Below are 25,711 nucleotides of genomic sequence, written 5' to 3' on the forward strand. Positions count from 1 at the left end.
TGGATATGGCCAGCCAGGCTGTGGAGGAGCGCCGGGAGACCCGGCGCAGGAAGAACCGCTATCGATACCGCGACAACAGGACCGCCTACTGGTTCCTACTGCCGGTCGTGGTGCTGCTGGGGATCTTCGTCATCTGGCCGGCGGTGTACGCCGGATACCTGTCCTTCCAGGACTGGAGCTTCTACAAGGATCCCGAGTTCGTCGGCATCCGCAACTACGCCAACGTCCTGAAGGATCCGCTGTTCCTCGCCACGATCGGACGCGGCTTCGCGTTCGTGCTCCTCACGGTGCCGGTGATGCTCGTGCTGGCCTTCTTCTTCGCGAGCCTCGTGGTCGCCGTGTCGCGTCGGGCGGCGAGCATCCTGAAGGTCAGCATCTACATCCCGACGATCATCTCCGCCGTGATCGCCTCGATCATCTTCGTGCTCATCTACAACTACTCCGGCGGACTCCTGAACGCGTTCCTCGGGAACTTTGGCATCGAGCCGATCGCCTGGATCGGCGACCCGAAGTGGGCGCTGATCGCCGTGGCCGTGCCCGCGATCTGGCTGGGCATGGGCCTCACCTCCCTCATCATGGTCGCCGCGATGGTCGACATCCCCGCCGAGTACTACGAGGCGGCCGCGATGGAGGGCGCCAACTGGTGGCAGAAGACCTCGTACATCACGATCCCGCAGATGAAGAACGTCGTGCTGTACCTGCTCATCACCGGCTTCGTCGCGGCGATCCAGCAGTTCGAGCTGCCCCTCGTCATGACCCAGGGCGGGCCGCTCGACTCCACGACGCTGCCGAACCTCTTCATCTTCAACCACTTCCGCAACGACGTGAACGTCGGCTACTCGATCGCGGCGGCGCTGCTGCTGTTCGTCGTGCTGGGGACGATCTCCGCCCTCGTGTTCAAGTTCGTCAACTCCGAGAGGCTGGTGGACTGATGGCCGTCATGCAGGAGACCACCCGCATCGTCCTCGCCGGCAAGGAGCCGCGCTCGACGAGGACGCCGCGCAGCGCCGGAGGATGGCTCGTCCTCCTCGGCAAGGTGATCGTCGGCGCGCTGTTCGTGGTCGCGTCACTGTTCCCGCTCGCCTGGATGGTGATCGCCGGCTTCAAGTCGAAGACCGAGGTCGTCGAGACGCCCTTCCAGTTCTTCCCCGAGGTGTGGCTGTGGCAGAACTACGCGCAGATCCTCGCCGACCCGACCTTCCTCCGGACGATGATCTGGACGTTCTTCGGGGCCGTGCTGTTCACGGTCGGCAGCCTCGCGGTGAACTCCCTCGCGGCGTACGCCTTCGCGCGGCTGGACTTCCGCTTCAAGGGACTGATCTGGGCGATCATCATCACGACCATGTTCATCCCCGGCATGACGATCCTGCTCACGAGCTTCATCGTCGTCACCCGGCTGGCGATGCTCGACACGCTCGCCGTGCTCGTGATCCCCGGGCTCGCGAGCGCGGGCATGGTGTTCTTCATCCGGCAGTTCTACCTGAACATCCCGAAGAGCCTCGAAGAGGCGGCGATGCTCGACGGCTGCGGCAGGTTCGGCATCTTCTGGCGGATCTTCCTGCCGCTCTCCAAGCCGCCTTTCGTCGTGATGGGGATCACCGCCTTCCTGGCCTATTGGAACTCGTATGTCTGGCCGATCCTCACGATCACCTCGCCGGAGAAGTTCGTGCTGCAGCAGTACCTCGCGACGTTCCGCTCCGAGCGCAGCACCGAGCTGGGACTGCTCATGGCCGGCTCCGTGCTGGCCGCGGCCCCGGTCATCATCCTCTTCCTGATCTTCCAGCGGCAGATCATCGGCAACATCAAGATGGCAGGTCTCAAGTAGCAGTACCCATGCGGTGACGAGAGGAGCGGTCGATGGAGACCGAGAGCACGAACGAGCGCGGCATCAGCCGCCGAGGACTCATCCAGGGAGCAGCGGTGATCGGCGCGGCCTTCATCGCCGCGACGGCCCCTGCGCCACCGGCATCCGCCGCCGGTCTCACCGTGACGAGGGTCAAGGTGCTGGCCGGAACACAGGCGCCCCTGCAGTACGGGGTGGGGGCGACGGATCTCGGCATCCCCGCGCGCACGCCGGACGGACGGATGCTGTTCATGTTCGGCGACACCTGGGCCGACCACGTCGGCGGCGCGAACTGGCGCTCGCCGGTGGCGCTGTACTCGTCGACCACGAACCTCGTCTCCGGCGTCACGTTCAACGGCTGCGCGGGTGCCGGCGCGAACACGCAGGGCACGGCCCCGCAGCTCTGGTACTACCCGCACGACAACTACTTCACGACCGTCATCCCGTCGGACGTCATCACGATCGGCTCGCGGATGTACCTGCACGCGATCGTCAACGGCCCGCAGTTCGGCACGGTGCGCTGGACGGAGCTGTGGAAGTCCGACGACAACGGCGCGACCTGGCAGCACACCGGACTGCAGTTCCCCGCGGACATGGCCGGCGGCAAGTTCCAGTGCATCACGTGGGGCGAGGGCAACGACGGCTACGTGTACATCTACGGCACCGGCTTCCAGCGCGACAAGGGCATCGTGCTCTACCGGGTCCCGTCGAACAACATGACCACACTGTCGGCCTACCAGCCCTGGGGATACGCGAACGGCTCGTGGGGATGGGGCAAGCCGGTCACCGAGGTGCTCGGCGGCAAGTTCGGTGAGATGTGCCTGCGGCCCCTCGGCGGCAAATGGATCCTCACGTGGTTCAACTCCGGCGCGTACCGGATCGACGCGATGGTGCTGAGCACCCCGACCGACAACCTCTACACGGCCACGAAGACCACCCTGCTCACGGGGTCGGAGTGGAACCAGGAGGACGCCTCGCACGTGGCGCAGCTCTACGGCGGATACATCATCCCCGGGTCGACGCTGTCCGACCTCCACCTCAGCGTCAGCCAGTGGCGCACCGACAACAACAGCGTCTACCACTCCGAGCAGTTCCGGGTGCAGGGGCTCGTCTGAGCGATGAGATCGATTTCCTTTCCGGACGGGGCGGGGTAGCATGCCGTCCATGCGCGTGTGACACAGGACTCCGCGACCCGCCTCCGACGCGCCAGGTCGCTTCGCCGCCCGCTCGACGACGAGCCGGCGGCATCCTCCGTGATCGCAGGCGAAAGGAGAGCGCGATGCGCTCGATCCCCGAACCGTATTCCGTCCCGCCGACGAGGGCGACACCGTGGCGCTTCCTGTGGTGGCTCATCCGGATGCAGTGGACGACAGTGCTGCAGGGCACGGTGTGCGACGTGGTGTGGCTGCTCGGACTCGCCCTCACCCCGTGGGCGATCGGCCGCGCCATCGACGAGGGGCTGGTCGCCGGAGACCCCGGCGCCTTCCTCCGGTGGCTCGGCGTCGTCGTCTGGCTGCAGCTGCAGCACTCGCTCGTTCAAGGTCTGCGCGACCGCGCCGGGTCGGTGAACTTCGAGCGCACGTCGAGCAGGGTGAACCAGGTGATCGTGCGCGCGTCGACCAGGTCCACGGTCGCCGCCGACCGTGACCTGCCGGCGGGCGCGCTGGTGACCATGGCGAGCTCGGACTCCTGGGCGATCAGCTTCGTGCCCCTCAACGTGGGGTCCCTGGTGTCGGCGGTGGTCTCCTTCCTCACCGTGTCGGCGTTGCTGCTGCGCGACTCCGTGCTGCTGGGACTGCTCGTCATCGTCGGGGTGCCGGCCTTCGCGCTGCTGCAGTTCGCGCTGGTGCGATCCCTGCACGCGCGGCAGTCGGTCGTGCGGCAGGAGTCGCAGGCGATGAACGCGGTCGCCGCCGACAGCGTGAAAGGCATGCGGGTGTTGCGCGGCATCGGCGGCGAGAGCAGATTCCTGGCGCGCTTCCGCACGCACTCCGCCGAGCTCGGCGAGGCCGCGAAGAGGGCGGCCTGGCCGCTCGCCGCCGCCGAGGGGGTCAACGTGCTCATCGCCGGCGTGCTCGTAGCGGCGCTCACCTGGATCGGTGCGGTGCTGGTGGCGCAGGGAGACCTGAAGGTAGGGGAGCTGGTGTCGTTCTACGGGTACGCCGGGTTCATGATGCTGCCGGTGACCCTGCTGAACCAGGTGATGCGCGTCGCGGTGGCGGCCGTCATCGGCGCCCGCAAGATCGGCGAGCTCCTGGAGGTCGAGCCGCTGTGGTCGGACGGTCCGGCGGATGCCGTGCCGGAGCCTGTCTCAGGGGCGGTGAGGTCGGTTCCGGGCTCGGTGCCGGCTCTCGTGGACGAACGGACCGGGGCGACGGTGCGCAACGGAGAACTGCTCGCCGTGGTCGTGTCGGATGCCGGACACGCGCGAGAACTGGTCGATCGGCTCGGGCGGCTCGAGATGACGGACCGGCCGTCGACGCCGACCCTGCTGCACGGCGCGTCGACGCGTGCGTTGCCGATCGGCGTCGTGCGGGAGACGGTGGTGGTCGCCGATCCGGTGCCCTTCCTGTTCAGCGGCACGCTGCGCGAGGTGCTCGATCCGCGCGGGACGCACGACGACGAGGAGATCCGTCGCGCGGTGGCGGCCGTCGACGCGATCGACATCGTCGACGCCGCAGCAGGAGGGCTCGACGTGCTGGTCGGCGAGCGCGGCATCGAGTTCTCGGGCGGGCAGCGGCAGCGACTCGGCGCCGCCCGGGCCCTGCTCACGGATCCGGAGATCCTCGTGCTGCACGACCCCACGTCCTCGGTCGACGCCCCCACGGAGGAACGCATGGCCGACGGCATTCGGGCGCATCGCCGCGGGCGGACGACGGTCGTCGTTTCGGCGAGTCCGCCGATCCTGACCGTCGCCGACCGGGTGGTGCTCGTCGTCGGAGGGTCGGTGGTCGCCGAGGGCGTGCACGGCGACCTCCTCGCGGAGGAGGGCTATCGTGCCGCTGTGCTCCGCGCCAGGACGGATGCGGACATGCACGCGCAAGCGGATGCGGAGGAACGATGAGCGAGACGACCGACACCCCGGCGTCCCTCCCCACCGCGCCCAGCAGCGAGGTGTGGACCGCGCTGCTCGGTCTCTGGCGCGGTCGTCGGGGCCGCATCGCCGTGATCGTCGCGCTGTACGGGGTGGCGGCGCTCGCCGCGCTCGCGCCACCGCGGCTGTTCGGGGTGCTCGTCGACCGGCTCGGCGCAGGAGCGTCGGCCGACACCATCGCTCTTCTCTGCGGGGCGATGATCGGGAGCGTGGTGCTGCAGGCCGGGCTGCTGCTCGCTGCGACCCGCACGGCGCTCGTTCTCGGCGAAGACGTCTTCCGCGAGGTGCGCGACGGCTTCATGGCCAACGCGCTCCGGCTGCCGATCGGCGTGATCGAGCGCGGCGGCACCGGCGAACTGGTCACCCGCACGACGCAAGACGTGCGGGCGCTCGGCGGCACCGTGCGCGATGCTCTGCCGCAGTCACTGATCGCCGCGGTGACGGTCGTGCTCACGGTCACGGCCGCTGTGCTCGTCTCGCCGCTCATCGCCCCGGTCTATCTGCTGGCGATCCCGTTGCTGGTCGTGGTGATGCGGTGGTACGTGCGCAGGGCCCCCGGCGTCTACCGGCGGCTCGGCGAGAGCTACGGTCCGATGTACTTCTCGGTGCATGAGACGGCCTCAGGGGCGAGGACCGTGGAGTCGCTGAGCCTGAGGGCAGCACGGGACGCCTCGATGGACGACGCGATCTCCGGGCACTGGGCGGCCGCGGTCGGCAGGATCCGGCTGAGGCAGGTGATGCTGCCGTGGTCGAACCTCGCCTTCGCGATCCCCGTGTTCGCCTCGCTGGCCTGGGGCGGATGGCTCGCGCTCGACGGGCGGGTGTCGATCGGCGCCGTGGTGACGGTGACGCTGTACGCCTCTGCGCTGGTCGCGCCGATGGAGCAGCTCATCGACTGCACCGACGAGCTGCAGCGGGGGTTCGTGTCGTTCGCCAGGGTGCTCGGGGTGGGAGCGGATGCCGTGAACGAGGCCGAGACCGAGGTCGGACAGAGGCGCGCGCCGTCGGGTGAGCTCGCGCTGACCGACGTGCGCTTCTCCTACCGAGCGGGAAGGGAGGTGCTGCACGGGGTGGACCTGCGGGTCACGCGCGGTGAGCGCCTCGCAGTGGTCGGGCCATCCGGTGCCGGCAAGTCCACGATCGGCCGTCTGATCGCCGGACTCGACGCGCCCGGTTCGGGTCGTGCGACGATCGGCGAGGAGGACATCGCGCTGATCGGTGTGGAACGGCGGCGGCGGGCGGTGCTGCTGGTGTCGCAGGAGAGCCACATCTTCTCGACCACCATCCGCGACAACGTGCTGCTGGCGCATCCGGCCGCCGACGACGCGCTGCTGCGCGCGGCGCTCACGACCGTGGGCGCCGCCGCGTGGGTGGACGCGCTCGACGACGGCTGGGACACCGCGGTCGGCACGGGCGGGCTGGCGCTCAGCGGTGCCCAGGAGCAGCAGCTCGCACTCGCGCGGGTGGTGCTGGCCGACCCTGACACGGTCGTGCTCGACGAGGCGACCTCGGCGATGGATCCGCGTGCGGCGCGCGAACTGGAGTCCGCGCTCGCTGCCGCGCTGGAGGGCCGCACCGTGATCGCGATCGCGCACCGGCTCTCGACGGCGCACGACGCCGACCGCATCGCCGTGGTCGAGGACGGACGGGTGGTCGAGATCGGGTCGCACGACCGGCTGATCGCCGAGGGAGGGAGCTACGCGGCGCTGTGGCGGGCATGGAGCGACGAGGGCACAGGGTCTGCTGAGCAGCCACGCGGCCCGTCGATGCCCGGCGGGGTGCAGGGTGAGTGAACACGCGTGGACGCGCCCCCGCAGGTAACGGGGCGTCACACGCACAGGAGACGGATAGAACCGCTTCCTAGCGTGGTCGGCAGGGAACGACCCTGCTCCGCGCCTGGCGCGCGGGTGTCCTGCCACGAAGGAAGAACTCCTCATGACGAACACCACCGCCCCCTCCGCCTCCGCCTCGCTGGGACTCCTCGTCCTGCGCGTCGTGGTCGGCCTGATCTTCGCCGCCCATGGTGCGCAGAAGATCTTCGAATACACCCTTCCTGGGACCATCGGCAGCTTCGCCGACATGGGAGTCCCGCTCCCCGAGATCGCGGCGCCCGTCGTCGCGTTCGTCGAGCTCATCGGCGGCATCCTGCTCGCCCTCGGGCTGTTCACGCGTCCCGTCGGCATCCTGCTGGCGATCGACATGCTCGTCGCGATCGTCGCCGTGCACCTCCCGGCCGGCCTCTGGGTCGGCGAAGGCGGCTACGAGTTCGTCGCCGTCCTCGGCGTCGCGGCCCTCGCGCTGGCGTTCACCGGCGCAGGACGCTTCTCGCTCGACGGCGCCTTCCTGCGCGGCCGCGCGCCCGCCTGGCTGGCCTGAGCAGGATCGCCCGTCTCACCGGGCACGGTTTCGGATGCCGCGGCGGACACGCCGCGGCATCCGTCGTCTTGTCGGGGTGTCGGGTCCGAGATCCGAAGCTGTGCCCGGGCCGGATTCGCACCGAGACCCGGGTGATAGCATTTGCTATATGACAGACGGCGCCGTAGAGGAGATCCGGCTCGAAGCGAGACGAGCGGATGCTCTGCAGCGCGAAGCCCGAGATCTTCTCGTCGATGCCACTCATCGTGCGGCCGCGGCCGGTCTCACGCAAAGAGAGATCGCAGCGGTGGTCGGGCGCAGCCAGCCCGAAGTGTCTCGACTGCTCAAGCAGGCGCAGCCGGGACCGCTCGCATTGAAGGTCTCCAGGGAGCGGGAGCGGCTGCTCGCCGTTCTCTCCAGATACGGCGTGACCGAGGTGCATCTCTTCGGCAGTGTCGCCACTCGTACTGAGGGCCCTCAGTCCGACGTCGATCTGCTGGTGGAGACCCCCGAAGCGCTCGGGCTCGGAATGCTGTCGCGTCTGGAGTCCGAACTCGCTGCCATCCTCGAGGCACCTGTGGATGCCGTGCCTCTGCGCGGCCTTCCGCCGCACGTCAAGGAACGGGCGCTCGCCGAAGCGGTGCCGCTGTGAGCCGGTCCACAGGGGATCTGGTCGTGGAGGCGCTCGCTCATCTGGACGCGGTGCACCGGCACCTCGAAAAGGGATCGCTCGCCGACGAGACGGTGGCGGATGCCGTCTCGCTGAGGCTCGCTGCCATGATCGAGTCTCTTCACCGCGGTGCGCCGTCACTGACCACCGACCTGTTCGGCGACGAGTGGACCGTGATCTGGGGGATGCGCAATCGCATTGCCCACGGCTACGCGTGGATCGACATCGACACAGTGCGGGCCACAGTCGAACAGGACGTGCCTCAGGTGGAGGCAGCGCTTCGCGCGCTGCACGCGCACACACTCGGCGAGGACGACGCCACGTCGCCCTGACGCCTCGTCTCACCGGGCACGGTTTCGGATGCCGCGGCGGACACGCCGCGGCATCCGTCGTCTTGTCGGGGTGTCGCGTCCGAGATCCGAAACTGTGCCCGGAGGCGGAGGCGGAGGCGGAGGCGGAGGGGGCTCGGGGCGGGAGAGGGGTGGGGATGGGCGGGTGATCCTCAGAGTGCGGCGAGCTCGCGGCGCACCCAGGATTCGACGGATGCCGCGACCTCCTGCGGGGTCAGTGCGTCGGTGTCGATGATCTCGGCCGACCAGCGTGGGTCTCCCGGTTCCAGGTCGGCCCAGCGCTCCCACCGCATCGGCAGGGGGCTCGCGACGCGGATCACCTCCGGGGCGTGCCGGGGGTCGAGGGTGTGCGCGCGGAACCACTCGCCGAAGCGGTTGTGGTGCACGATCGCCTCCAGATGCTCGCCGCGGTGCACCAGCCGCTCCGTGCGCACGTCGGCGGAGCAGTCGAGCAGGCACACGCGGATGCCGTCGAGCTGATCGGCGGAGGGCGCGGCGAGGAGCTCGCCCATCGGCACCTGGCCGCACAACAGCACGTGGGCGCCGTCGGCCTGGGCGATCAGCAACTGCTGAACCCAGTGCTCGACGGCGCCGTGCCGCCACGCGGTGTCCGCCCCGTCGGGAACCCCGATCGAGTCGAACTCCACGCAGCGGACCGGGACTCCCCAGTCCACGGTCTCGAGGTGCGCCAGCACGGTCGACTTGCCCGCGCCGCTCGCACCGGTCAGAGAGAACAGCATCCGTCCTCCGTCAGCCCCGCGGCTCGCGCGGCGGGGTCGCCCCGATGTCGGGCACCGGGGCCGTGCCTAGGTGCACCTCCAGGTCGTCTGCGGTCGGCGTCTTCGGTCGACGAGCCGTGGGGCGGTCGAGGTAGAACATCGCCGTGGAGGCGATGTCGTCGCGGAGCGGCAGGTAGCGCCAGCCGCTGCGCCATCCGAGGGCCTGGATGTCGACCTTCGGGATGCCGGTGGCGAAGTGGATCGGGTCGAGCAGGTGCCAGCGGTACATGCCGAACCGCTGCTGACTCACGTACAGCCCATCGGGCTTGATGACCTGCGGCATCCCGAGGTAGGGCGTGGAGAACTCGGTGTATCCCCTGCCCGGGATGTCGAAGTTCCACGCGCCGCCGAAGTAGTCCTCGGTGCCGGTTCCGCAGATCGTGGGGTACTCGGCGTCGTCGTCGAGGTAGAACTTGATCTCGCCCTCGCCCCACCAGCCGTTGGAGTTCACGCCCCAGGCGATGTAGGTGCCGACGTACTGACCCTGGCCTTCGATGCCCTCCAGGATGACGTGGGGCGTGAGGTCCTCGAGCGGGTTCGAGCGCCGCCACTGCGCGTGGAAGTACGCGTCGTTCGAGTGGTCGCCGCCGATCTCGTACGTCACCTGGTAGTAGATGCGCACGTCGATGTCCGAGGTGTTCTCGATCGTGAGGCGCGCGCCGTCGCGGAACGGCATGGGCCAGTACGAGTTGAAGCCGCCGTGCGGGTTCGCGGCGATGGCCTGCGAGTTCACCTGCGCGAAGACGCCCCAGCCGTTGCAGAAGAAGTCGCCGTAGGGGACCTCGACGGCCGGCTCGTCGGCGCCGTCCCAGTAGGCGCGCAGCAGGAGCGTGCGCCAGTTGTCGGTGTGTGTGGTGATCCAGATGTGCGTGATCTTGCCCGATCCCTGGATGCGGGCGAGGTCGAAGGTCTCTCCCGCCTTCACGTCGACGCTCGGCGAGATCTTCCAGCCGGGGCCGAGGTCGCGGGCGCACGAGGCCCCCGTTCCCTCGGTCGCCCGGCCCCCGCCCCCAGCGGATCCATCGAAGTTCTCCGGCGAGATCGACCGCGTCTGCACGGGGCGCAGCGCTGCGAGGGATGCCAGATCGGAGGGTGTGAAAGTCATGAGCGCCAATGTAATCGATTTCACTCCTGAACGCCATAGATCGCCCTCCTGCGCGCTACTGTTGCTTTCATCTCCGACGGGGTCGGGGCAGCAGTGAGGGTGGGCATGGCTACGATCTACGACGTCGCGGCGCTCGCGGGCGTCTCTCCCGCGACGGTCTCGCGCGTGTTCAACGGCACGAGCGTCTCCGACGAGAAGGTGGCCGCCGTGCGGGATGCCGCGGCGAAGCTGAACTTCACGCCGAACCGCACCGCGCGCACGCTCCGTCGTCAGAGCTCCGAGGTCATCGCCCTCGTCATCCCCGACATCGAGAACCCCTACTTCACCGAGATGGCCCGCGGCGTCGAGGACGTCGCCTCCGAGGCCGGCTACTCCGTCGTGCTGTGCAACTCCGATTCGCAGACCGTGAAGGAGGCGACCTACCTGCGCATCGCGGTCGCCGAGCACATGTCGGGCGTCATCATCGCGACCGCCGACGAGGGCACCAGCCTCGATGAGATCCTCGCGACGGGGCGGCCGGTGGTGGCCGTCGACCGCAGCACGAGCTACGACATCGACGGGGTCGTCATGGCCAACCGTGCAGCCGGCACCTCGGCGACACAGGACCTGATCAACGCGGGATACCGCCGTATCGCCTACATCGGCGGCCCCGAGCACATCGACACCGCCGCCGAGCGCGCGGCCGGGTGGCGCTCCGCCCTGTCGGCCGCGCAGCCGGATGCCGACATCGAGTCCCTGGCGCGCTTCGCGACCTTCCGCGTGGACGGCGGTCGCGCGGCGATGGAGGAGCTGCTGGCCCTGCCCGAGCCTCCCGACGCCGTCGTCGCCGGAAACAACCTCATCGGGGTGGGGGCGATCCAGGTGCTCACCGAGCGGGGGCTCACCCCGCCCAAGGTCGGCGTCGCCGTCATCGGCTCCCTGCCCTTCACCACCCTGTCGCCGACCGCGGTGACGGTCGTGCGGCTGCCCGCGCGCCACATGGGCGTCACGGCGGCCCGGATGCTGCTCGAGCGCATCGGCGGCGACACCCAGCCGGCGCGCACGATCGTGCTCCGCAACGAGGTGCAGCCCGCCTCAGCCCTGCGCGTCTGAGCCGATCCGGACGGATGCTCCCTCAGGCGCTTGCGCCTTGAAATCGATTTCGCGTACAGTGGCGCACAGGTTTCATGATTCGCGGCATCGGTTTCAAGGAGGACGCCATGCGCTGCACCCTCGGGGTGGACATCGGCACATCCAGCAGCAAGGGCGTGCTCGTGGATGCCGACGGCGCGATCCTCGCCACGGTGAGCAGGGCGCACGACGTGAGCCGCCCGCACAGCGGCTGGGTCGAGATGGACGGACGCGTCTGGTGGGAGGAGTTCGTCTCCCTCGCCGGTGAGCTGATCGCCGCCGTCCCCGGAGCCGAGATCGTCGGCGTCGGCGTGAGCGGCATGGGGCCGTGCGTCCTGCTCGCAGACGAGGAGGACGAGCCCGTGCGGCCCGCCATCCTCTACGGCGTGGACACCCGGGCCGGTGAGCAGATCGAGCGGATGACGGACGAGCTCGGCGCCGAGGAGATCGCCAGGGTGGGCGGCTCGCTCCTCACCTCGCAGGCGGGTGGCCCGAAGATCGCGTGGATCGCCGAACGCGAGCCTGAGGCCTGGGCGCGGGCGCGTCGCCTGTTCATGCCCGCCTCGTGGCTCGCCAGACGGCTCACCGGAGAGTACGTGCTCGACCACCAGTCGGCGAGCCAGGTGTCGCCCCTCTACGACATCGAGGCGGAGCGCTGGCACGACGAGTGGTGGGAGCGGTACGCGGGCCCGATCGAGGCCCCTGAGCTGCGCTGGGCGGGCGACATCGCCGGCGCGGTCACCGCCGACGCGGCATCCCTCACCGGCATCCCGGAGGGCGTCCCCGTCATCGTCGGCACCATCGACGCGTGGACCGAGGCCGTGAGCGTCGGAGCGCACGAGGTCGGCGACCTCATGCTCATGTACGGCACGACGATGTTCATGGTCTTCACGAACTCCGTGGCGACGGGGGAGCAGACCCTCCGCACCCCCTCGATGTGGACAACCGCTGGGGCGTTCCCCGGCACGCGCAACCTCGCGGGCGGACTCTCGACCTCCGGGGCGCTCACCGCCTGGCTGAAGGACCTCACCGGCGCCGACTATCCGGAGCTGCTCGCCGAGGCCGAGGCCTCCGGCCCCGGTGCGCGCGGGCTGCTCATGCTGCCCTACTTCGCCGGGGAGCGGACGCCGATCCAGGACCCCGACGCCCGCGGTGTCATCGCAGGACTCGCGCTGGAGCACACCCGCGGGGATCTGTACCGCGCGGCCCTCGAGGCCACGGCCCTCGGGGTGCGGCACAACGTCGAGACCATGCGCGCCGCCGGCGCCGACATCCGCCGCATCGTCGCGGTGGGCGGAGGCACGCAGGGGCGGCTGTGGCTGCAGATCGTGTCCGACGTCACCGGTCTCGTGCAGGAGGTACCGGACAAGACCATCGGCGCCAGCTTCGGAGCCGCGTTCCTCGCCGCGGTCGCGACCGCCGAGGGAGAGCCGGCGGAGATCCGCGATTGGAACCCGATCGTCGAGAGCATCAACCCGGACCCTGAGACACGAGCGCTCTACGACGAGCTCTTCGACCGCTACCGGTGGCTGTACGAGTCCTCCAAGGACCTCGTGCACGAGCTCGCCGCAGACCAGAGAGAGGCATCCGCATGACCCGCAGGGCCCGCGGCATCCCGCACACCTCACAGGCCACGGCCTTCCCCCTCGGAGGCATCGGCACGGGCAACGTCTCGATCGGCGCCCGCGGAGAGCTGCGCGACTGGGAGTTCGAGAACCTTCCGGACAAGGGGCGCGACAACCCGTACTCCTTCTTCGCGATCCACGCGGCTCCCGAGGGCGGCCCTGCGGTCACCCGCGTGCTGGAGGCGCGGCTCACAGGACGCCACGACGCCGACGCGGGCTACGCCTTCGACCGGCTCTCGGGCCTTCCCCGCCTGGATGCGGCCACGCTGCACGGCGAGTACCCGGTGGTCGACGTCGACTTCGAAGACGCGACGCTGCCGGTCGACGTCTCCCTGCATGCCTTCACTCCGCTCGTTCCTCTCGACGCCGACGCCTCCGGCATCCCCGCCGCGATCCTCCGCTACCGCGTGAGCAACCCCGGCTTCGCGCCCGTCGCCGTGACCGTGGTGGGCAGCGTCTCGCACACCGCCGGCCGCGGTACGCCCGGTCCCGATGCGCCCTGGGGCATGCGCGCGACGCAGACCGTGCGCTGGCGCGAGGAGGGCGGAGTGCGCGGCCTCGACTTCGGCATCGACCTCCCCGCAGACGACCCCGGGTACGGCACGCTGAGCCTGACCACGACGGATGCCGCCACCACGGTGAAGCCGCAGTGGGTGACCAGCTACTGGCCCGACGGCGCACGGCTGTTCTGGAACGACCTCACCGACGACGGGCTGCTCGCCCCCGAACCGCGGCTGACCCTGGAGGACCGCCCGCGGGGGCTGTTCGCCGAGCTCGACGCCGACCCCGACGCTCCGCCGCTGACCGAAGAGGAGATGCTCGCCAAGCTGCCCCGCATCCGCACCGGCTCCCTCGGCATCGTGCACACCCTCGCCCCGGGGGAGAGCCGCGACTTCGAGTTCGCCCTGTCGTGGAGCTTCCCCCACCGGCGGCGCGGGTGGCACGGGCACATCGTGATGGCGGATCCGCCCGGCGACGAGATCATCCGCAACCGCTATGCGACGCTCTGGCCCGACGCGTGGGCCGCGGCCTCGCACCTGCACGAGAACCTCGGTGCGCTGGAGTCCGCGACGGATGCCTTCGTCGACGCTCTCTACGGCGGCACCCTCGACCCGGTCCTCGTCGATGCGATCGGCGCGAACATCGCCGCGGCGCGATCGACGACCGGGTTCGTGCTGGAGTCCCCGAACCCCGAGCTGGGGGAGGGGCCCGTCTTCGCGGCGTGGGAGGGGTCCTTCGACCACGGCGGCTCGTGCGAGGGCACCTGCACGCACGTCTGGTCGTACGCCCAGACCCTCGCGTGGCTGTTCCCCTCACTGGAGCGCAGCGCCCGCCGGGTCGAGTATCTGCTCGAGACCGACGACGCCGGTGCGCAGAAGTTCCGCGGCAACCGCATCTTCGGAGGCCCCTCCTGGTTCATGGGTCCTGCCGTCGACGGGCAGCTCGGCACCCTGCTGCGCCTGCACCGGGAGTGGCGGTTCAGCGGCGACGAGGGGTTCCTCCGCGAGCTGTGGCCCGCGGCATCCCGCACCCTCGACTACGCGATCCGCGAGTGGGACAGAGACGGCGACGGCCTGCTCGACGGCGAGATGCACAACACCTACGACATCGAGTTCCACGGGGCGGAGCCGCTCGCGAACGGCGTGTACCTCGCCGCGCTGCGGGCGGGGGCGCGGATGGCCTCCCACCTCGGCGAGGCCGAGCGCGCCGCCGCATGGACCGCGCGCGCCGACCACGTCGCCGCCGCGATGGACGAGACGCTGTGGAACGGCGAGTACTACCGGCAGGTCATCGACGATGCCGACGCCCACCGCTACCAGTACGGCGACGGCGTGCTGTCCGACCAGCTGCTCGGACAGTTCCACGCGTTCGTGAACGGGCTCGGGCTCCTCCTCCCGGCGGAGCGCGTCGACTCCGCGCTCGCCGCGATCGCCCGCCACAACCTGCGCGACGACCTCTCCGTCCACGAGAGCACGCAGCGCGTGTACGCCCTGAACGACGAGGGCGGACTGCTCCTCGCGTCCTGGCCGCGCGGCGGACGGCCGGCGATCCCGTTTGTCTACTCCGACGAGGTGTGGACGGGCGTGGAGCACCAGGTCGCGGCATCCCTCCTCTTCGCCGGCCGCTACGACGACGCCCTCCGCATCGAACGGGCGCTGCGCTCGCGCTACGACGGAGCCCACCGCAGCCCGTGGAACGAGATCGAGTGCGGCAACCACTACGCCCGCTCCCTCGCGTCCTGGGCGCTGCTGCTCGGCGCGAGCGGAGCGCAGTGGGACGCCCCGCTCGGCGTGCTCTCCTTCGCTCCGGCGACCGACGGTCCCTTCCGCAGCCTCTTCACGACCGGCGACGGCTGGGGCCGCGTCGAGATCGACGGAGACGCCCTCACCCTCCGCCTCGACGGCGGATCCCTCGACATCGACGATCTGCGGCTGCACGGCCGCAGCGTCGACCGCGGCATCCGACTCCGAGCCGGGGAGTCGCACACCACCCCCATCCAGACACCGGAGGCATCATGACCACCTACACCCTGCCGACGCCGGTCACCCGGCCGGCATCCGCCCCGAAGACCGCCTACCTCATCACCTCCGGCGATCTCCGCGAGTCGGCGAACGTCGCCGGCTGGCCCACCCAGGTCGAGCTCGAAGAGGGCGTCACAGGGGTGCTCGACGGCCTCGGCTGGACCGTCATCCGCCCCTTCGGCGTCGACCCGGCGACCGGGCACGGGTTCATCTCCAGCCAGCGCATGGGGCTGGAGGTCTTCAGGGACATCCCCGTCGACGCGCCGCTCGTGGTGGCCATCGCCAACTGGCAGTACTCCCACCACGTGCTCGCGGGCCTCCGCACGCACGAGGGGCCGATCCTCACCGTGGCGAACTTCGCGGGCGACTGGCCGGGGCTCGTCGGCCTGCTCGGTCTCAACGCGGGACTCACCAAGATGGGCAAGCCCTACGCCACCACGTGGTCGGTCGACTACACGGACGCCTGGTTCACCGACGCGATCAGGGAGTGGACCGAGACCGGCTCCATCACGCACGACGACTCGCACGTGCGCCCCCTGCCCGAGCTCCCCGAGAGCCCGGAGAAGCGGCTCGGCGAGGCGCTCGCCGCACAGCTGCGCGCGGAGAAGGCCATCATCGGCGTCTTCGACGAGGGCTGCATGGGCATGTACAACGCCATCTTCGACGACGAGCTGCTCAACGGCACGGGCATCTACAAGGAGCGCCTGTCGCAGTCCGCGCTCTACGCCGAGATGCTCGACGTCACGGAGCAGGAGGCGGATGCCGCCTACGACTGGCTCGTCGCGCACGGCATGACCTTCAGGTACGGAGAGGATGCCGCGACCGAGCTCACCCGCGAGCAGGTGCAGTGGCAGATGAAGATGTACATCGCCGCGCTCCGCATCGCCGACGACTTCGGACTCGACGCCGTCGGCATCCAGTACCAGCAGGGGCTCAAGGACCTCGTGCCCGCGTCGGATCTCGCCGAGGGCATCCTGAACTCCACCGAGCGCCCTCCCGTGACCTCGCGCGACGGGTCGCGCGTGCTGCACGAGGGGCGGGCCTTCCCGCACTTCAACGAGGCTGACGAGGGCGTTGCGGTCGACGCGCTGGTCACCGATCGCGTGTGGCGAGCGATGGGACTGGTGCCGGACAACACCCTGCACGACGTACGCTGGGGCGAGGACTACGACGGCGAGTTCGTGTGGGTGTACGAGATCTCGGGCTCGGTGCCGGCCTCGCACCTGGGCGGGTGGCAGAACGCCGAGGGCTGGCGCCAGGGTCACGTGTTCTTCCCGGCGGGAGGGGCGACGATCAACGGCGTCTCGAAGCCGGGCGAGATCGTGCTGTCGCGGGTGTTCATCGCCGACGGGGTGCTGCAGGCCGACATCTTCCGCGCATCCGTCGTGGAGCTGCCGGAGGAGGAGACCCGGCGCCGCAAGGAGGCCACCAACCCCGAGTGGCCGATCGCGCACGTCGTGCTGCACGGGCAGACGCGCGATCAGTTCATGGCGCGTCACAAGGCCAACCACGCGCAGCTCGTCTACGCCCCCGACGCCGAGACCGCCGATCGGGCGCTGGTCGCGAAGGCCGCGATGTTCGCGGGCATGGGTATCCGCGTCAACCTCGTGGGGGACGTGACGTCGCTCTGACGCAGCAGTGAGGGGCCGGTGAGTGCGGCATACGGGTCTCTCGACCCCGCACTCACCGGCCCCTCACGTGATCGTCAGCGACGGAAGAGCACCGTCACGGGGTCGGATGCCGTGCCCTTCACGCTCTGCGTCACGGCGACGGACTGCGGCCGCGTCAACTTGCGGTCGAGGACCAGCGCCCAGGTGCCGTCGGCGGCGACCGACGCGGTCGCGGGTGATGCCGTGCGTCCCGGGCCGCTCGTGAGCGCCGTGACCTCGGCGCCGGCGACGCCGGTGCCGCGGATCGTGATGCGGTCGCGGTCGAGCGCGGCGGTCGGCGCGGCCGGCGGCTGCGGGGTGACCCCCGCGGCCTCGTCCTGCACGGCGGAGAGGTTCGTCATCCACGTGAAGTCGGTCTTCGTGATGCTGTTGTCGCCGAACACCTTGCCGTCACGATCGACGGCGTAGGCGAAGAAGCCGCCCTTCGCGCCCTCCTCCGGCTGCCAGATGGCGTACTGGTACGCGGTCGACGACGGCGCCGTGGCCGGGTCGTAGATGCCCTCGGCGTCGCCCCAGTGGGTGCGGTCCTGCTCCTCGTAGAAGGAGAAGCCGGGGAGGAAGCGGCACGGCGCGATGTCGTCGGCGAACGTCTCCCACGTCGCCTGCATGCCGCCGGTGCCGCGCCCGTACGCCTGCAGCAGCACGTAGGAGACGGTGTCGGAGACCGCCTCGAACAGTGCGGTGTCTCCGTCCTGGTTGGTGTCGTAGATGAAGATCCGGTCGGTGCCGGACTTCGGGCCGATGAGCTCGCCGAGGGCCGTGAACACGCCGATCGCGCGGGTGAGTTCGTCGCCCTGGGGGTAGGACTCGACGTCGATGTCGATGCCGTCGAGCCCGTACGGCGTGACGTAGGTGTCGACGAGCTCCTGCGCGTAGGCGGCGTAGGCGGCGTCGGTCAGGGGGATGTCGGCCTTGGCGAGCCGGTCGATCCACAGCGTGTAGACGACCTTCGTCCCGCGCGCGTGCAGCGTGGGCACGTAGGTGTCGCGGAGCGTCGGCCAGTAGTCGGTGCCGGCGGTGGCGCCGGCGTCGAACACCATCGCGACGTCGATCTCGGACGGCAGGTCGGTCATGCGCGTGACGTTCGGGTCGGGCAGGTTCGAGTTCGCGCTCTGCGGCACCGTGACGTCGCGCCAGGTGCGGTAGTACGCCATGGTCTGCGGAGTGCTCTCGCACTGCGCGGTGCTGGAGGCGGAGGATGCCGCCGGAGCTGCGGTCGTGTCGGCGACGGCGGGCTGCGCGGCGAAGGCCGCGAGTCCGGTCAGCAGTGCGCTCAGTGCGAGCGCCGTCGTTCGCTTCATTGCTCTCTCCTTCGAGGGGTGGGGTGCTCAAGAGCGGCGAGTCGGCCGCCGCTACTTAAGCGCTTTAGTGGCACCGTAGCAGAGCGCAACTGTTGTGCCCAGTCCAATTTCACGATCGGCCTTGATCGCTACAGTTGTGGAATGTCCAAAGCCAAGCGCGTGACCATCACGGACATCGCCCGTCTGGCCGGGGTCTCTCCCGGCGCGGTGTCCTTCGCGCTGAACGGGCGCCCCGGAGTGAGCGAGCAGACGCGCCAGCGCATCCTCGACATCGCCGAGGAGCACCAGTGGCAGCCCAGCTCCGCCGCCAGGGCGCTGGTCGGAGCCCGCGCGGGCGTCATCGGCTTCGCGGTGAACCGTCCAGCCGACACGCTCGGCAACGAGGCCTTCTTCACCGACCTCATCGCCGGCGCGCAGTCGGCCCTCGCCGCCCACCGCATCGCCATGCAGATGGTGCTCGTCTCCTCGATCGAGGAGGAGGTGGCGACCTACCGCCGCTGGCGCAGCGCCAATCAGGTCGACGGCGTGATCGTGATCGATCCGCGCGACGACGACCCGCGCCTCGCCGTTCTCCCCGAGCTGGACATGCCCGCCGTCGTGATCGGCAGCCGTTCCTCCGAGGAGGGGCAGCCGGCATCCATCTGGCTCGACGACAGCCAGGTGGCCCACTCGCTCTTCGACTACCTCTCGGCGCTGGGGCACCGCTCGATCGTCTACGTCGCCGGCCCCGAGGAGTTCCAGCACACGCGGCTGCGCATCGACGTGCTGGCCGGTCTCGCCGCCCGCGGCGTGACGGGAGAGGTGATCACGACGGACTTCTCGCCGCTCGCGGCATCCGCCACCATGCGCCGTGTGCTGAGCCGCCGCGATCGACCCACCGCCGTCGTGTTCGACAACGACGTGATGGCCATCGCCGGTCTCCGCATCGCGCAGGAGATGGGTGTCTCGGTGCCGGGCGACCTCTCGATCGCCTCCTTCGACGACTCGGTCGTCGCAGGGCTCATGCACCCCTCGATCACCTGCGTCACGCGCGACACCTTCGGCCTCGGAGCGGATGCCGCGGCCTTCCTCCTCGAGCAGATCGAGGTGCCGGACGTGCTGCCCGACCGCGTGGGCGCGCTGCCCGTGCTCACCGTGCGCGAGAGCACCAGCGCCCCGCGCTAGCGGCTTCCCCTTCGGCCGGAACGGGCCGGAACGGCGCGGCGGCGGATGCGGTGCGGTCAGACGACCGTGTTCTGCGAGGCGTACGCGGGGCCGCCGACTCCGGGGTGCACGAGCTCGGTGATCCCTCGCGCCGCGAGGACCTCGGGCTTCTCGGCATCCGCCGACGTCACGAACGCGGGGTCGACGCCCGACTCGCACGCGTCGACCCAGGCCTGGAACACCGCGCCGCCGGGACCCAGGGCCGCGCGGCTGACGGGGGTCTCGTCCTCGTCGACCTCGACGACGATGCCGAGGGCGCGCGCCGGAGCGTCCTGACGCTCGCGCAGCTCGGGGATGAGGTCGGCGAAGCGGCGGCCGATCGGCTTGGCCGATCCGTCCTGATCGATCAGCCCGAGCGTGTACTCCAGCTCGGGGAAGTCGGCGAGGCTGCGGCTGACGTCGTGGGAGCACCACCACGTCACGCCCCACAGGTTCTCGGTGCGGGCGGCCGAGCGCAGCGTCGCCTCGAGGAAACCGGACGTCTCCTCCGGAGTGAGGCAGTTGGAGGGCGCGCCGACCTCCTGCAGCCAGATGGGCCGCGCGGGGTCGGTGGCGAAGCCGCGGGCCAGCTCGATCATGTACTCGGCGTGGCGGTCGGATGCCGTGGATCGGCCGCCGTAGCGCTGCGCCGTGCCGTTGAAGATCCAGGAGTGCACGGTCGTGATGTCGCCGAGCCGCGACGCGAGCCGCGGGGTGAAGCCGTGACCGTCCATGTACCAGGCGGCGTCGTACTCGCTGTGCACGTGCTGCTGCGCGGGGGCCGCTGCACGGGCGGCGTCGAGGAGGGTGGTGATCCAGTGCGCGGCCTCGGCTTCGGTCACCGGCCACGGCGACGGGTGCGTCTCCGCGGAGAACTGGTTGGTCTCGTTGCCCAGCGTGAAGCCGAGGAAGTTGCCCGCCTCGCTGAGGTTCGCGCCCAGCCGGGTGACGAGCTCGGCCTGGCCGCTCAGCGCGTCGGGGTGCGTGAACATGTTCTTGTCGTGCCAGGTGAACAGCCACGAGGGGATGAAGTCGAAGCTCGACAGATGCCCCTGGATGACGTCGACGCTCGCGTCGAGCCCGAACTCCCCGGCCATCTCCACCACGGCGCGCACGTCGTCGATGGCGTCGCTGCGGATCAGGGTGCGGTTGGGCTGGAGCTGCGTCCACAGCGGGAAGATCCGCACGTGGTCGAGCCCGAGTCCGGCCAGCGCCTCGAAGTCGCGGCGGACCTCGTCGAGGTCGAGCGACATCCAGGAGTGCATCCACTGCGAACGCGGGGTGTAGTTGGCGCCGAAGCGCAGCGGGGCGACGAGACTGGGCATCGCTGTCCTTTCGAGAATCGACGCTGACACGAAGCATCCCGTGGCTGGACCGTCATGGCGACGGTGTGGCATGCTAAGGTCACTATACCGTTTTAGTACGGGTTGTGACAGCGACTCGAGCGAGACGCGCCAGCCTGGCCACTTCGAAGGAGAAGTCCATGAAGCACCGTTCCACAGCAGTCGCGGGCCTCGCGGTCGCGGCATCCCTCGTCCTCGCCGGATGCACCGGCGGCGGCGGCGCCTCCACCCCTTCGGGTGGCGACGGCGAGATCGGCGGGGAGATCACCTTCCAGACCTGGTCTCTCAAGAACGACAAGTTCACGCCGTACTTCGAGGACGTCGTCGCGGCGTTCGAGAAGGAGCACCCCGGCACGAAGGTGAAATGGATCGACCAGCCCGGCGACGGGTACGAGGACAAGATCCTGCAGCAGGCCGAGTCCGGCGAACTGCCCGACGTGATCAACCTGCCGCCGGAGTACGCGTACTCGCTGGCATCCGCCGATCAGCTGCTCGACCTCGGCAGCGCATCGAAGGTCATCGACGACTACGTCGCCGGCGGCGTCGCGGCCTACCAGTACGACGGCGTCGAGGGCTCGTTCGCCTTCCCGTGGTACCTCGGGACCGAGCTGAACTACTGGAACAAGGCGCTGCTCGCCAAGGGCGGCGTGACCGAGGCGCCGAAGGACTTCGACGAGACCCTGGATGCCGCCGAGAAGCTCGCCGCCGCCGGCGTGCCGATGTTCTCCTCCGTACCCAGCCCGAAGACGCTGCAGATCGTCGGCGCCTCGCCCGACATCTTCAAGGACGGCGAGTTCGTCTTCAACACCCCCGAGGCCGCGAAGATCGTCGACCGCTACGCCGAGCTCTACAAGGCGGGCGCCATCACGGCCGAGGCTCTGCAGGGCGCGGGAACGGCGAACTCGAACATCAACATCTTCAACACCGGGGGCGTCGCCTGGACCACGGCCGGCCCGAACTACATCGACAAGGACGTCGCGGTCAACGCGCCGAACCTGCTCCCCGACGTCGATGTGACCAACGGCTTCGGCAACCCGCCGCTGTTCGTGCAGGGCATCAGCGTCTCGAAGAACTCGAAGAACTCCGCCACGGCCCTGGCCTTCGCCGAGTTCGTCACGAACACGGAGAACCAGATCGCGTTCGTGAAGCTCGCCGCGGGCTTCTTCCCCGGGACGATCGCGGCGAACGCCGACCCGTCCGTGTTCGCCGAGGCTCCGGTGAACGAGCTTCAGGGCACGGCGACGACGCTCGCCGCCGCGCAGATGGCCGATGCGAAGCAGACCGGCGCCCCGCAGTACACCGAGGCGATGGAGACCTACGCCAAGCAGCAGATCGCCCTCGCCATCACCGGCGAGATCTCCGGCCAGGAGGCGCTCGACAAGGCTGTGGAGTACGCCCAGCAGAACCTCGTCGGCTGAACGACGCGGCGGAGAGGACGAGACCGTGAAGAGACAGAGATGGTTCACGCCGTATCTGCTGGTGCTGCCGGCGGTGATCTGGGTGTTCGTGTTCGCGCTGTGGCCGTTCCTGAACACCGTGATGCTGGCCTTCACGGATGCTCGTCCGCTCCGCCCCGCCGAGTTCGTCGGGCTCGCGAACTTCGCGAAGCTGTTCGAGGACGAGCGGTTCGGCTACGCGCTGTCGACATCGCTCGTCTACGTCGTCGTGTGCGTGCCGCTGCTGACGTTCCTGCCGCTGCTGCTCGCGATGCTCGTGCACAACAAGATCCCCGGCATCGGGTTCTTCCGCACGACGTTCTACTTCCCGGTGATCGCCTCGGCCGTGGTCGTGGCGATCGTCTGGGAGTTCCTGTTCTCCGGCAGCGGCACCGTGAACTCGGCGCTGAAGTTCTTCGGGCTGGCCGACCGGCCGATCGAGTTCCTCTCCGACCGCTGGCTGCTGATCGGCTGCGCGATCGGCCTCACGGTGTGGAAGGGCCTCGGCTACTACATGGTCGTGTACCTCGCGGCCCTCGGGAACGTCGGCCGTGAGCTGCACGAGGCGGCGGCGATGGACGGCGCCGGTCGCTGGCGCCGGTTCTGGTCGGTGACCGTGCCGGGGGTGCGCGGCCCGATGATGCTCGTCTCGGTGCTCGTCTGCGTGGGGGCGATGCGCGTGTTCACCGAGCTCTACGTCCTCTCCAACGGCTCTGGCGGCCCCGGCGGGCGCGCGATGAGCATGGTGATGCTCATCCAGTCGATGGGCAAGGGCCTCAACGGCCAGGTCGGCTACGCATCCGCCATCTCCCTCGTGCTGTTCCTGCTCACGCTCGTGCCGCTCGCGGTCGTCGGCATCCTCAACAACAGCGACACGATCAAGGAGGCGCTGGCGACCAGACGCACGGCCAAGGCCGCGAAGGTCGCCCGCCGCGCGCAGGGGGTGTCCCGATGAGCGTTGACCAGGAGCTGCGCCGCGAGCGCCCGTACCGGACGAGCGGATCGGTCGACATCATGAAGCCGTCGCTCGGCGGCCTGATCGGCAAGTACGCGCTGCTGCTCGTCGTGCTCGCCGTCATGGTGTTCCCGTTCCTCTGGCAGATGTCGACGTCCTTCAAGGGCGCCACCGAGAACATCTACGACTTCCCGCCCTCGCTGATCCCGCAGGCGCCGACGCTCGACAACTACGCCGAGGTGTTCCGCACGATCCCCGTGCTCGACTACGCCTGGCATTCGCTGCTGGTCGGCGTGGGCACGGTCATCACCAACGTCATCTTCGCCACCATCGGCGGCTACGCGCTGGGGACGATGCGCTTCCGCGGCAAGTGGATCGTGCTGGCGATCATCTTCTCGACGCTCCTGCTGCCCGGGGAGGTCACGCTGACCAGCCAGTACCTGACGGTGAAGTCGCTGGGGCTCGCGAACACGCTGTGGGGGGTCTTCCTCCCTGGAGCGATCGCCGCGATCAACGTGCTGCTGATGATGGCGGCGTGCCGCATGATCCCTCCGGACACCCTGGACGCCGCGACGATCGACGGCGCCAACACGATGCAGCGGCTGCGTCACATCGTGTGGCCGAACGTGCGGGGCATGGTCTCGGTCGTGGCGCTGTTCGCGTTCATCGGCGCGTGGGACGACTTCCTCTGGCCGCTCGTCGTGCTCTCCGACCCGGCGAACTACACCCTCACCGTCGGCATGCAGTACCTCAGCTCGAACTTCTCGGCGAACCCGCGCGTCATCGCGGCGGGCACGATGATCGCGCTCGTGCCGATCATCCTGCTCTTCGCGGCGCTGCAGCGGCAGTTCTTCAAGGGCGTCGAGGAGGGCAGCGTCAAGGGATGACAGCGGATGCCGTGAACACACCGCGCTGGCTGGCGCTCCCGCAGCCTCTGACGGCGACGCTGACCGGAGGGCTCTGGCGCCCGGCATCGGTGCGCGTCGTCGCCGACGACCCCGCGTTCGCGCGGGAGGCCGTGCGACTGGAGGCGGAGCTCGCCGCGCGGGGGATGCCGAGCGGCGACCGCTCGATCATCCGCCTGGTGGCCACCGCTCCGAGCGCGGCCTCCACGGAGGCCTTCGAGATCGACATCGCCGACGACATCGAGGTGCGCGCGTCGAGCCCGGTCGGGATCTTCCGTGCGACCAGGCAGCTGCTGCACAACCTCCGAGCTCAGGGCGCCGTGCCGCACGGGGCGGTGCAGTCGGCGCCGTCGGTGGCGGAGCGCGGCCTCCACCTCGACGCCGCCCGCAAGCACTTCCCGACCGAGAGCATCCTCTCCCTCCTCTCCGCGCTCGCCGACGTCGGCCTCACCTCCCTCCAGTGGCACGTGTCGGAGCACGAGGGCTTCCGCATCGGATCGGAGGCGTTCCCGGAGGTCGTCTCGGCGGAGCACGTCTCGCGCGCGGACGCGGCGGTCATCGCGGAGGCCGCGGCGGATCTGCACATCGACCTCATCCCGTCACTCGACATGCCGGGGCACCTCGGACGGGTCCTGGCCGCGCACCCGGAGTTGCAGCTCCCCGCAGCCGACGGGAACCCGATCGAGGGGGCCCTGGACATCACCCGCGACGAGGCCGTGGCGTTCGCGCGCCGGCTGATCGACGACGTCGCCCCGCTGTTCCCGCACAGCACGCGGTGGAACCTCGGCGGAGACGAGTTCGTCGACTTCGCCCGCATCGACGACTACCCGGCCCTCGCGAGTGCGGCGCGCGAGCGCTTCGGCGACCGCGCGACGGGCTTCGACCTGCTGACCGACTTCGTCAACCGCATCGCCGCGCACCTGCGCCATCACGGCTTCGCGGCGCGGGCGTGGAACGACGGGATGCTGCGCGGTGAGGTCGTCCCTCTCGACCCCGACGTGACGCTCACGTGGTGGACCAACTGGCACGTCGACATGCGCCCGCTCTCCGCGGCGCTCGCGGCGGGCGCCCGGCTGGTCAACTTCCACGACGGCCTCTTCTACTACGTGCTGGGGGAGAAGGCCGGCTACCGCTACCCGACGAGCGCGCGGATCTGGGAGGCCGAATGGCACCCCGGGCTGTTCCCCTCGCTGCCGGACGGGACGCGTCAGGAGATCGCTGCGCCCTACCCGGAGCTCCTGCTCGGCTCGTTCTTCTCGGTGTGGTCCGACGACTCCGACGCGCAGAGCGTGGAGCAGGTGATCGACGGCATCCGCTCACCGCTGCGGGCGATGGCGGAGCGCGCGTGGAACGGCGGCTCGCGCCTCCGGCTCGACGAGTTCGACGAGATCGACGCGCGGATCGGTGTCGCGGCTCCGCCCGCGTCGGCGGCCCGGTAGCGTCGAGGCGTCGAATCGATTCCGTGC

At 69.8% G+C, this 25,711-nt stretch carries 21 protein-coding genes; 17 read left to right on the forward strand and 4 right to left on the reverse strand.

Annotated elements, in window-relative coordinates:
* Positions 1-5: 5 nt before the first annotated feature.
* The 8 genes from ACFVRO_RS05290 to ACFVRO_RS05325 all read left to right on the forward strand — a co-directional run bounded on the left by ACFVRO_RS05290 (position 6) and on the right by ACFVRO_RS05325 (position 8,294).
* Positions 6-932 carry a carbohydrate ABC transporter permease gene (locus tag ACFVRO_RS05290; RefSeq protein WP_223585646.1) on the forward strand — a complete coding sequence of 309 codons (927 nt, stop codon included), beginning with the start codon at positions 6-8 and terminating at the stop codon, positions 930-932.
* Positions 932-1,825, forward strand: coding sequence for a carbohydrate ABC transporter permease (locus tag ACFVRO_RS05295; RefSeq protein WP_105676393.1), 894 nt, complete (start codon positions 932-934; stop codon positions 1,823-1,825). Before ACFVRO_RS05290 ends, ACFVRO_RS05295 begins: the two co-directional genes overlap by 1 nt.
* A 32-nt stretch (positions 1,826-1,857) precedes the next feature.
* Positions 1,858-2,958, forward strand: a complete 1,101-nt coding sequence (locus ACFVRO_RS05300) for a DUF4185 domain-containing protein (RefSeq protein WP_386950013.1) — start codon at positions 1,858-1,860, stop codon at positions 2,956-2,958.
* A gap of 164 nt (positions 2,959-3,122) precedes the next feature.
* Positions 3,123-4,907, forward strand: coding sequence for an ABC transporter ATP-binding protein (locus tag ACFVRO_RS05305; RefSeq protein WP_386950016.1), 1,785 nt, complete (start codon positions 3,123-3,125; stop codon positions 4,905-4,907).
* Entirely contained in the window at positions 4,904-6,730 is a 1,827-nt protein-coding gene (locus tag ACFVRO_RS05310; RefSeq protein ID WP_386950018.1) for an ABC transporter ATP-binding protein, read from the forward strand. Before ACFVRO_RS05305 ends, ACFVRO_RS05310 begins: the two co-directional genes overlap by 4 nt.
* A gap of 142 nt (positions 6,731-6,872) precedes the next feature.
* On the forward strand, positions 6,873-7,313 hold the full coding sequence (locus tag ACFVRO_RS05315; RefSeq protein ID WP_105676389.1) for a DoxX family protein: 441 nt from the start codon (positions 6,873-6,875) through the stop codon (positions 7,311-7,313).
* Positions 7,314-7,461: 148 nt separating this feature from the next.
* A complete protein-coding gene (locus tag ACFVRO_RS05320; protein ID WP_386950021.1) occupies positions 7,462-7,944 on the forward strand; it encodes a nucleotidyltransferase domain-containing protein in 483 nt (160 codons plus the stop codon).
* A 23-nt stretch (positions 7,945-7,967) separates the two neighbouring features.
* Positions 7,968-8,294: a DUF86 domain-containing protein gene (locus ACFVRO_RS05325; protein ID WP_386950024.1), complete on the forward strand. Its 327-nt coding sequence runs from the start codon at positions 7,968-7,970 to the stop codon at positions 8,292-8,294.
* Positions 8,295-8,464: 170 nt separating this feature from the next.
* Here ACFVRO_RS05325 and ACFVRO_RS05330 read toward each other — a convergent pair whose 3' ends face one another.
* Positions 8,465-9,052, reverse strand: a complete 588-nt coding sequence (locus ACFVRO_RS05330; protein WP_386950026.1) for a hypothetical protein — start codon at positions 9,050-9,052, stop codon at positions 8,465-8,467.
* Positions 9,053-9,062: 10 nt separating this feature from the next.
* Complete coding sequence (locus ACFVRO_RS05335; protein ID WP_386950029.1) at positions 9,063-10,196, reverse strand: glycoside hydrolase family 172 protein; 1,134 nt, start codon at positions 10,194-10,196, stop codon at positions 9,063-9,065.
* A gap of 105 nt (positions 10,197-10,301) precedes the next feature.
* Here ACFVRO_RS05335 and ACFVRO_RS05340 point away from each other — a divergent pair, with 105 nt between their 5' ends.
* From ACFVRO_RS05340 to ACFVRO_RS05355, 4 genes are all read left to right on the forward strand, one after another.
* Positions 10,302-11,288, forward strand: a complete 987-nt coding sequence (locus tag ACFVRO_RS05340; protein WP_105676385.1) for a LacI family DNA-binding transcriptional regulator — start codon at positions 10,302-10,304, stop codon at positions 11,286-11,288.
* Positions 11,289-11,395: 107 nt separating this feature from the next.
* On the forward strand, positions 11,396-12,901 hold the full coding sequence (locus tag ACFVRO_RS05345; protein ID WP_386950032.1) for an FGGY-family carbohydrate kinase: 1,506 nt from the start codon (positions 11,396-11,398) through the stop codon (positions 12,899-12,901).
* Positions 12,898-15,450 carry a GH116 family glycosyl-hydrolase gene (locus ACFVRO_RS05350; protein ID WP_386950034.1) on the forward strand — a complete coding sequence of 851 codons (2,553 nt, stop codon included), beginning with the start codon at positions 12,898-12,900 and terminating at the stop codon, positions 15,448-15,450. Before ACFVRO_RS05345 ends, ACFVRO_RS05350 begins: the two co-directional genes overlap by 4 nt.
* Positions 15,447-17,084 carry a fucose isomerase gene (locus tag ACFVRO_RS05355; protein WP_386950037.1) on the forward strand — a complete coding sequence of 546 codons (1,638 nt, stop codon included), beginning with the start codon at positions 15,447-15,449 and terminating at the stop codon, positions 17,082-17,084. The genes ACFVRO_RS05350 and ACFVRO_RS05355 overlap by 4 nt, the downstream gene beginning before the upstream one ends.
* Before the next feature lie 74 nt (positions 17,085-17,158).
* Here ACFVRO_RS05355 and ACFVRO_RS05360 read toward each other — a convergent pair whose 3' ends face one another.
* The gene (locus tag ACFVRO_RS05360) at positions 17,159-18,424 is read right to left on the reverse strand and encodes an endo-beta-N-acetylglucosaminidase family protein (protein WP_386950040.1); all 1,266 of its coding nucleotides are present in this window, start codon (positions 18,422-18,424) and stop codon (positions 17,159-17,161) included.
* A 141-nt stretch (positions 18,425-18,565) separates the two neighbouring features.
* On the opposite strand from ACFVRO_RS05360, the gene ACFVRO_RS05365 reads away from it, so the two are divergent.
* Entirely contained in the window at positions 18,566-19,588 is a 1,023-nt protein-coding gene (locus ACFVRO_RS05365; RefSeq protein WP_105676382.1) for a LacI family DNA-binding transcriptional regulator, read from the forward strand.
* Between the two features lie 56 nt (positions 19,589-19,644).
* Here the strand turns inward: ACFVRO_RS05365 and ACFVRO_RS05370 are convergent, their stop codons facing one another.
* Positions 19,645-20,931 (reverse strand): glycosyl hydrolase, encoded by a 1,287-nt coding sequence (locus tag ACFVRO_RS05370; RefSeq protein WP_386950042.1) that lies wholly within the window; start codon positions 20,929-20,931, stop codon positions 19,645-19,647.
* A 158-nt stretch (positions 20,932-21,089) separates the two neighbouring features.
* Between ACFVRO_RS05370 and ACFVRO_RS05375 the strand changes: the two genes are divergently transcribed.
* Genes ACFVRO_RS05375 through ACFVRO_RS05390 form a run of 4 tightly spaced genes read left to right on the forward strand, consistent with a single transcriptional unit; the run spans position 21,090 to position 25,684 of the window.
* On the forward strand, positions 21,090-22,367 hold the full coding sequence (locus tag ACFVRO_RS05375) for an extracellular solute-binding protein (protein WP_386950044.1): 1,278 nt from the start codon (positions 21,090-21,092) through the stop codon (positions 22,365-22,367).
* A 25-nt stretch (positions 22,368-22,392) separates the two neighbouring features.
* Positions 22,393-23,340 carry a carbohydrate ABC transporter permease gene (locus tag ACFVRO_RS05380; protein WP_386950046.1) on the forward strand — a complete coding sequence of 316 codons (948 nt, stop codon included), beginning with the start codon at positions 22,393-22,395 and terminating at the stop codon, positions 23,338-23,340.
* Complete coding sequence (locus ACFVRO_RS05385) at positions 23,337-24,227, forward strand: carbohydrate ABC transporter permease (protein WP_386950049.1); 891 nt, start codon at positions 23,337-23,339, stop codon at positions 24,225-24,227. Before ACFVRO_RS05380 ends, ACFVRO_RS05385 begins: the two co-directional genes overlap by 4 nt.
* On the forward strand, positions 24,224-25,684 hold the full coding sequence (locus ACFVRO_RS05390; RefSeq protein ID WP_386950052.1) for a family 20 glycosylhydrolase: 1,461 nt from the start codon (positions 24,224-24,226) through the stop codon (positions 25,682-25,684). The genes ACFVRO_RS05385 and ACFVRO_RS05390 overlap by 4 nt, the downstream gene beginning before the upstream one ends.
* Positions 25,685-25,711: the final 27 nt, after the last annotated feature.

This window comes from Microbacterium sp. NPDC057944 (assembly GCF_042887445.1).
Taxonomy (GTDB): domain Bacteria; phylum Actinomycetota; class Actinomycetes; order Actinomycetales; family Microbacteriaceae; genus Microbacterium; species Microbacterium natoriense.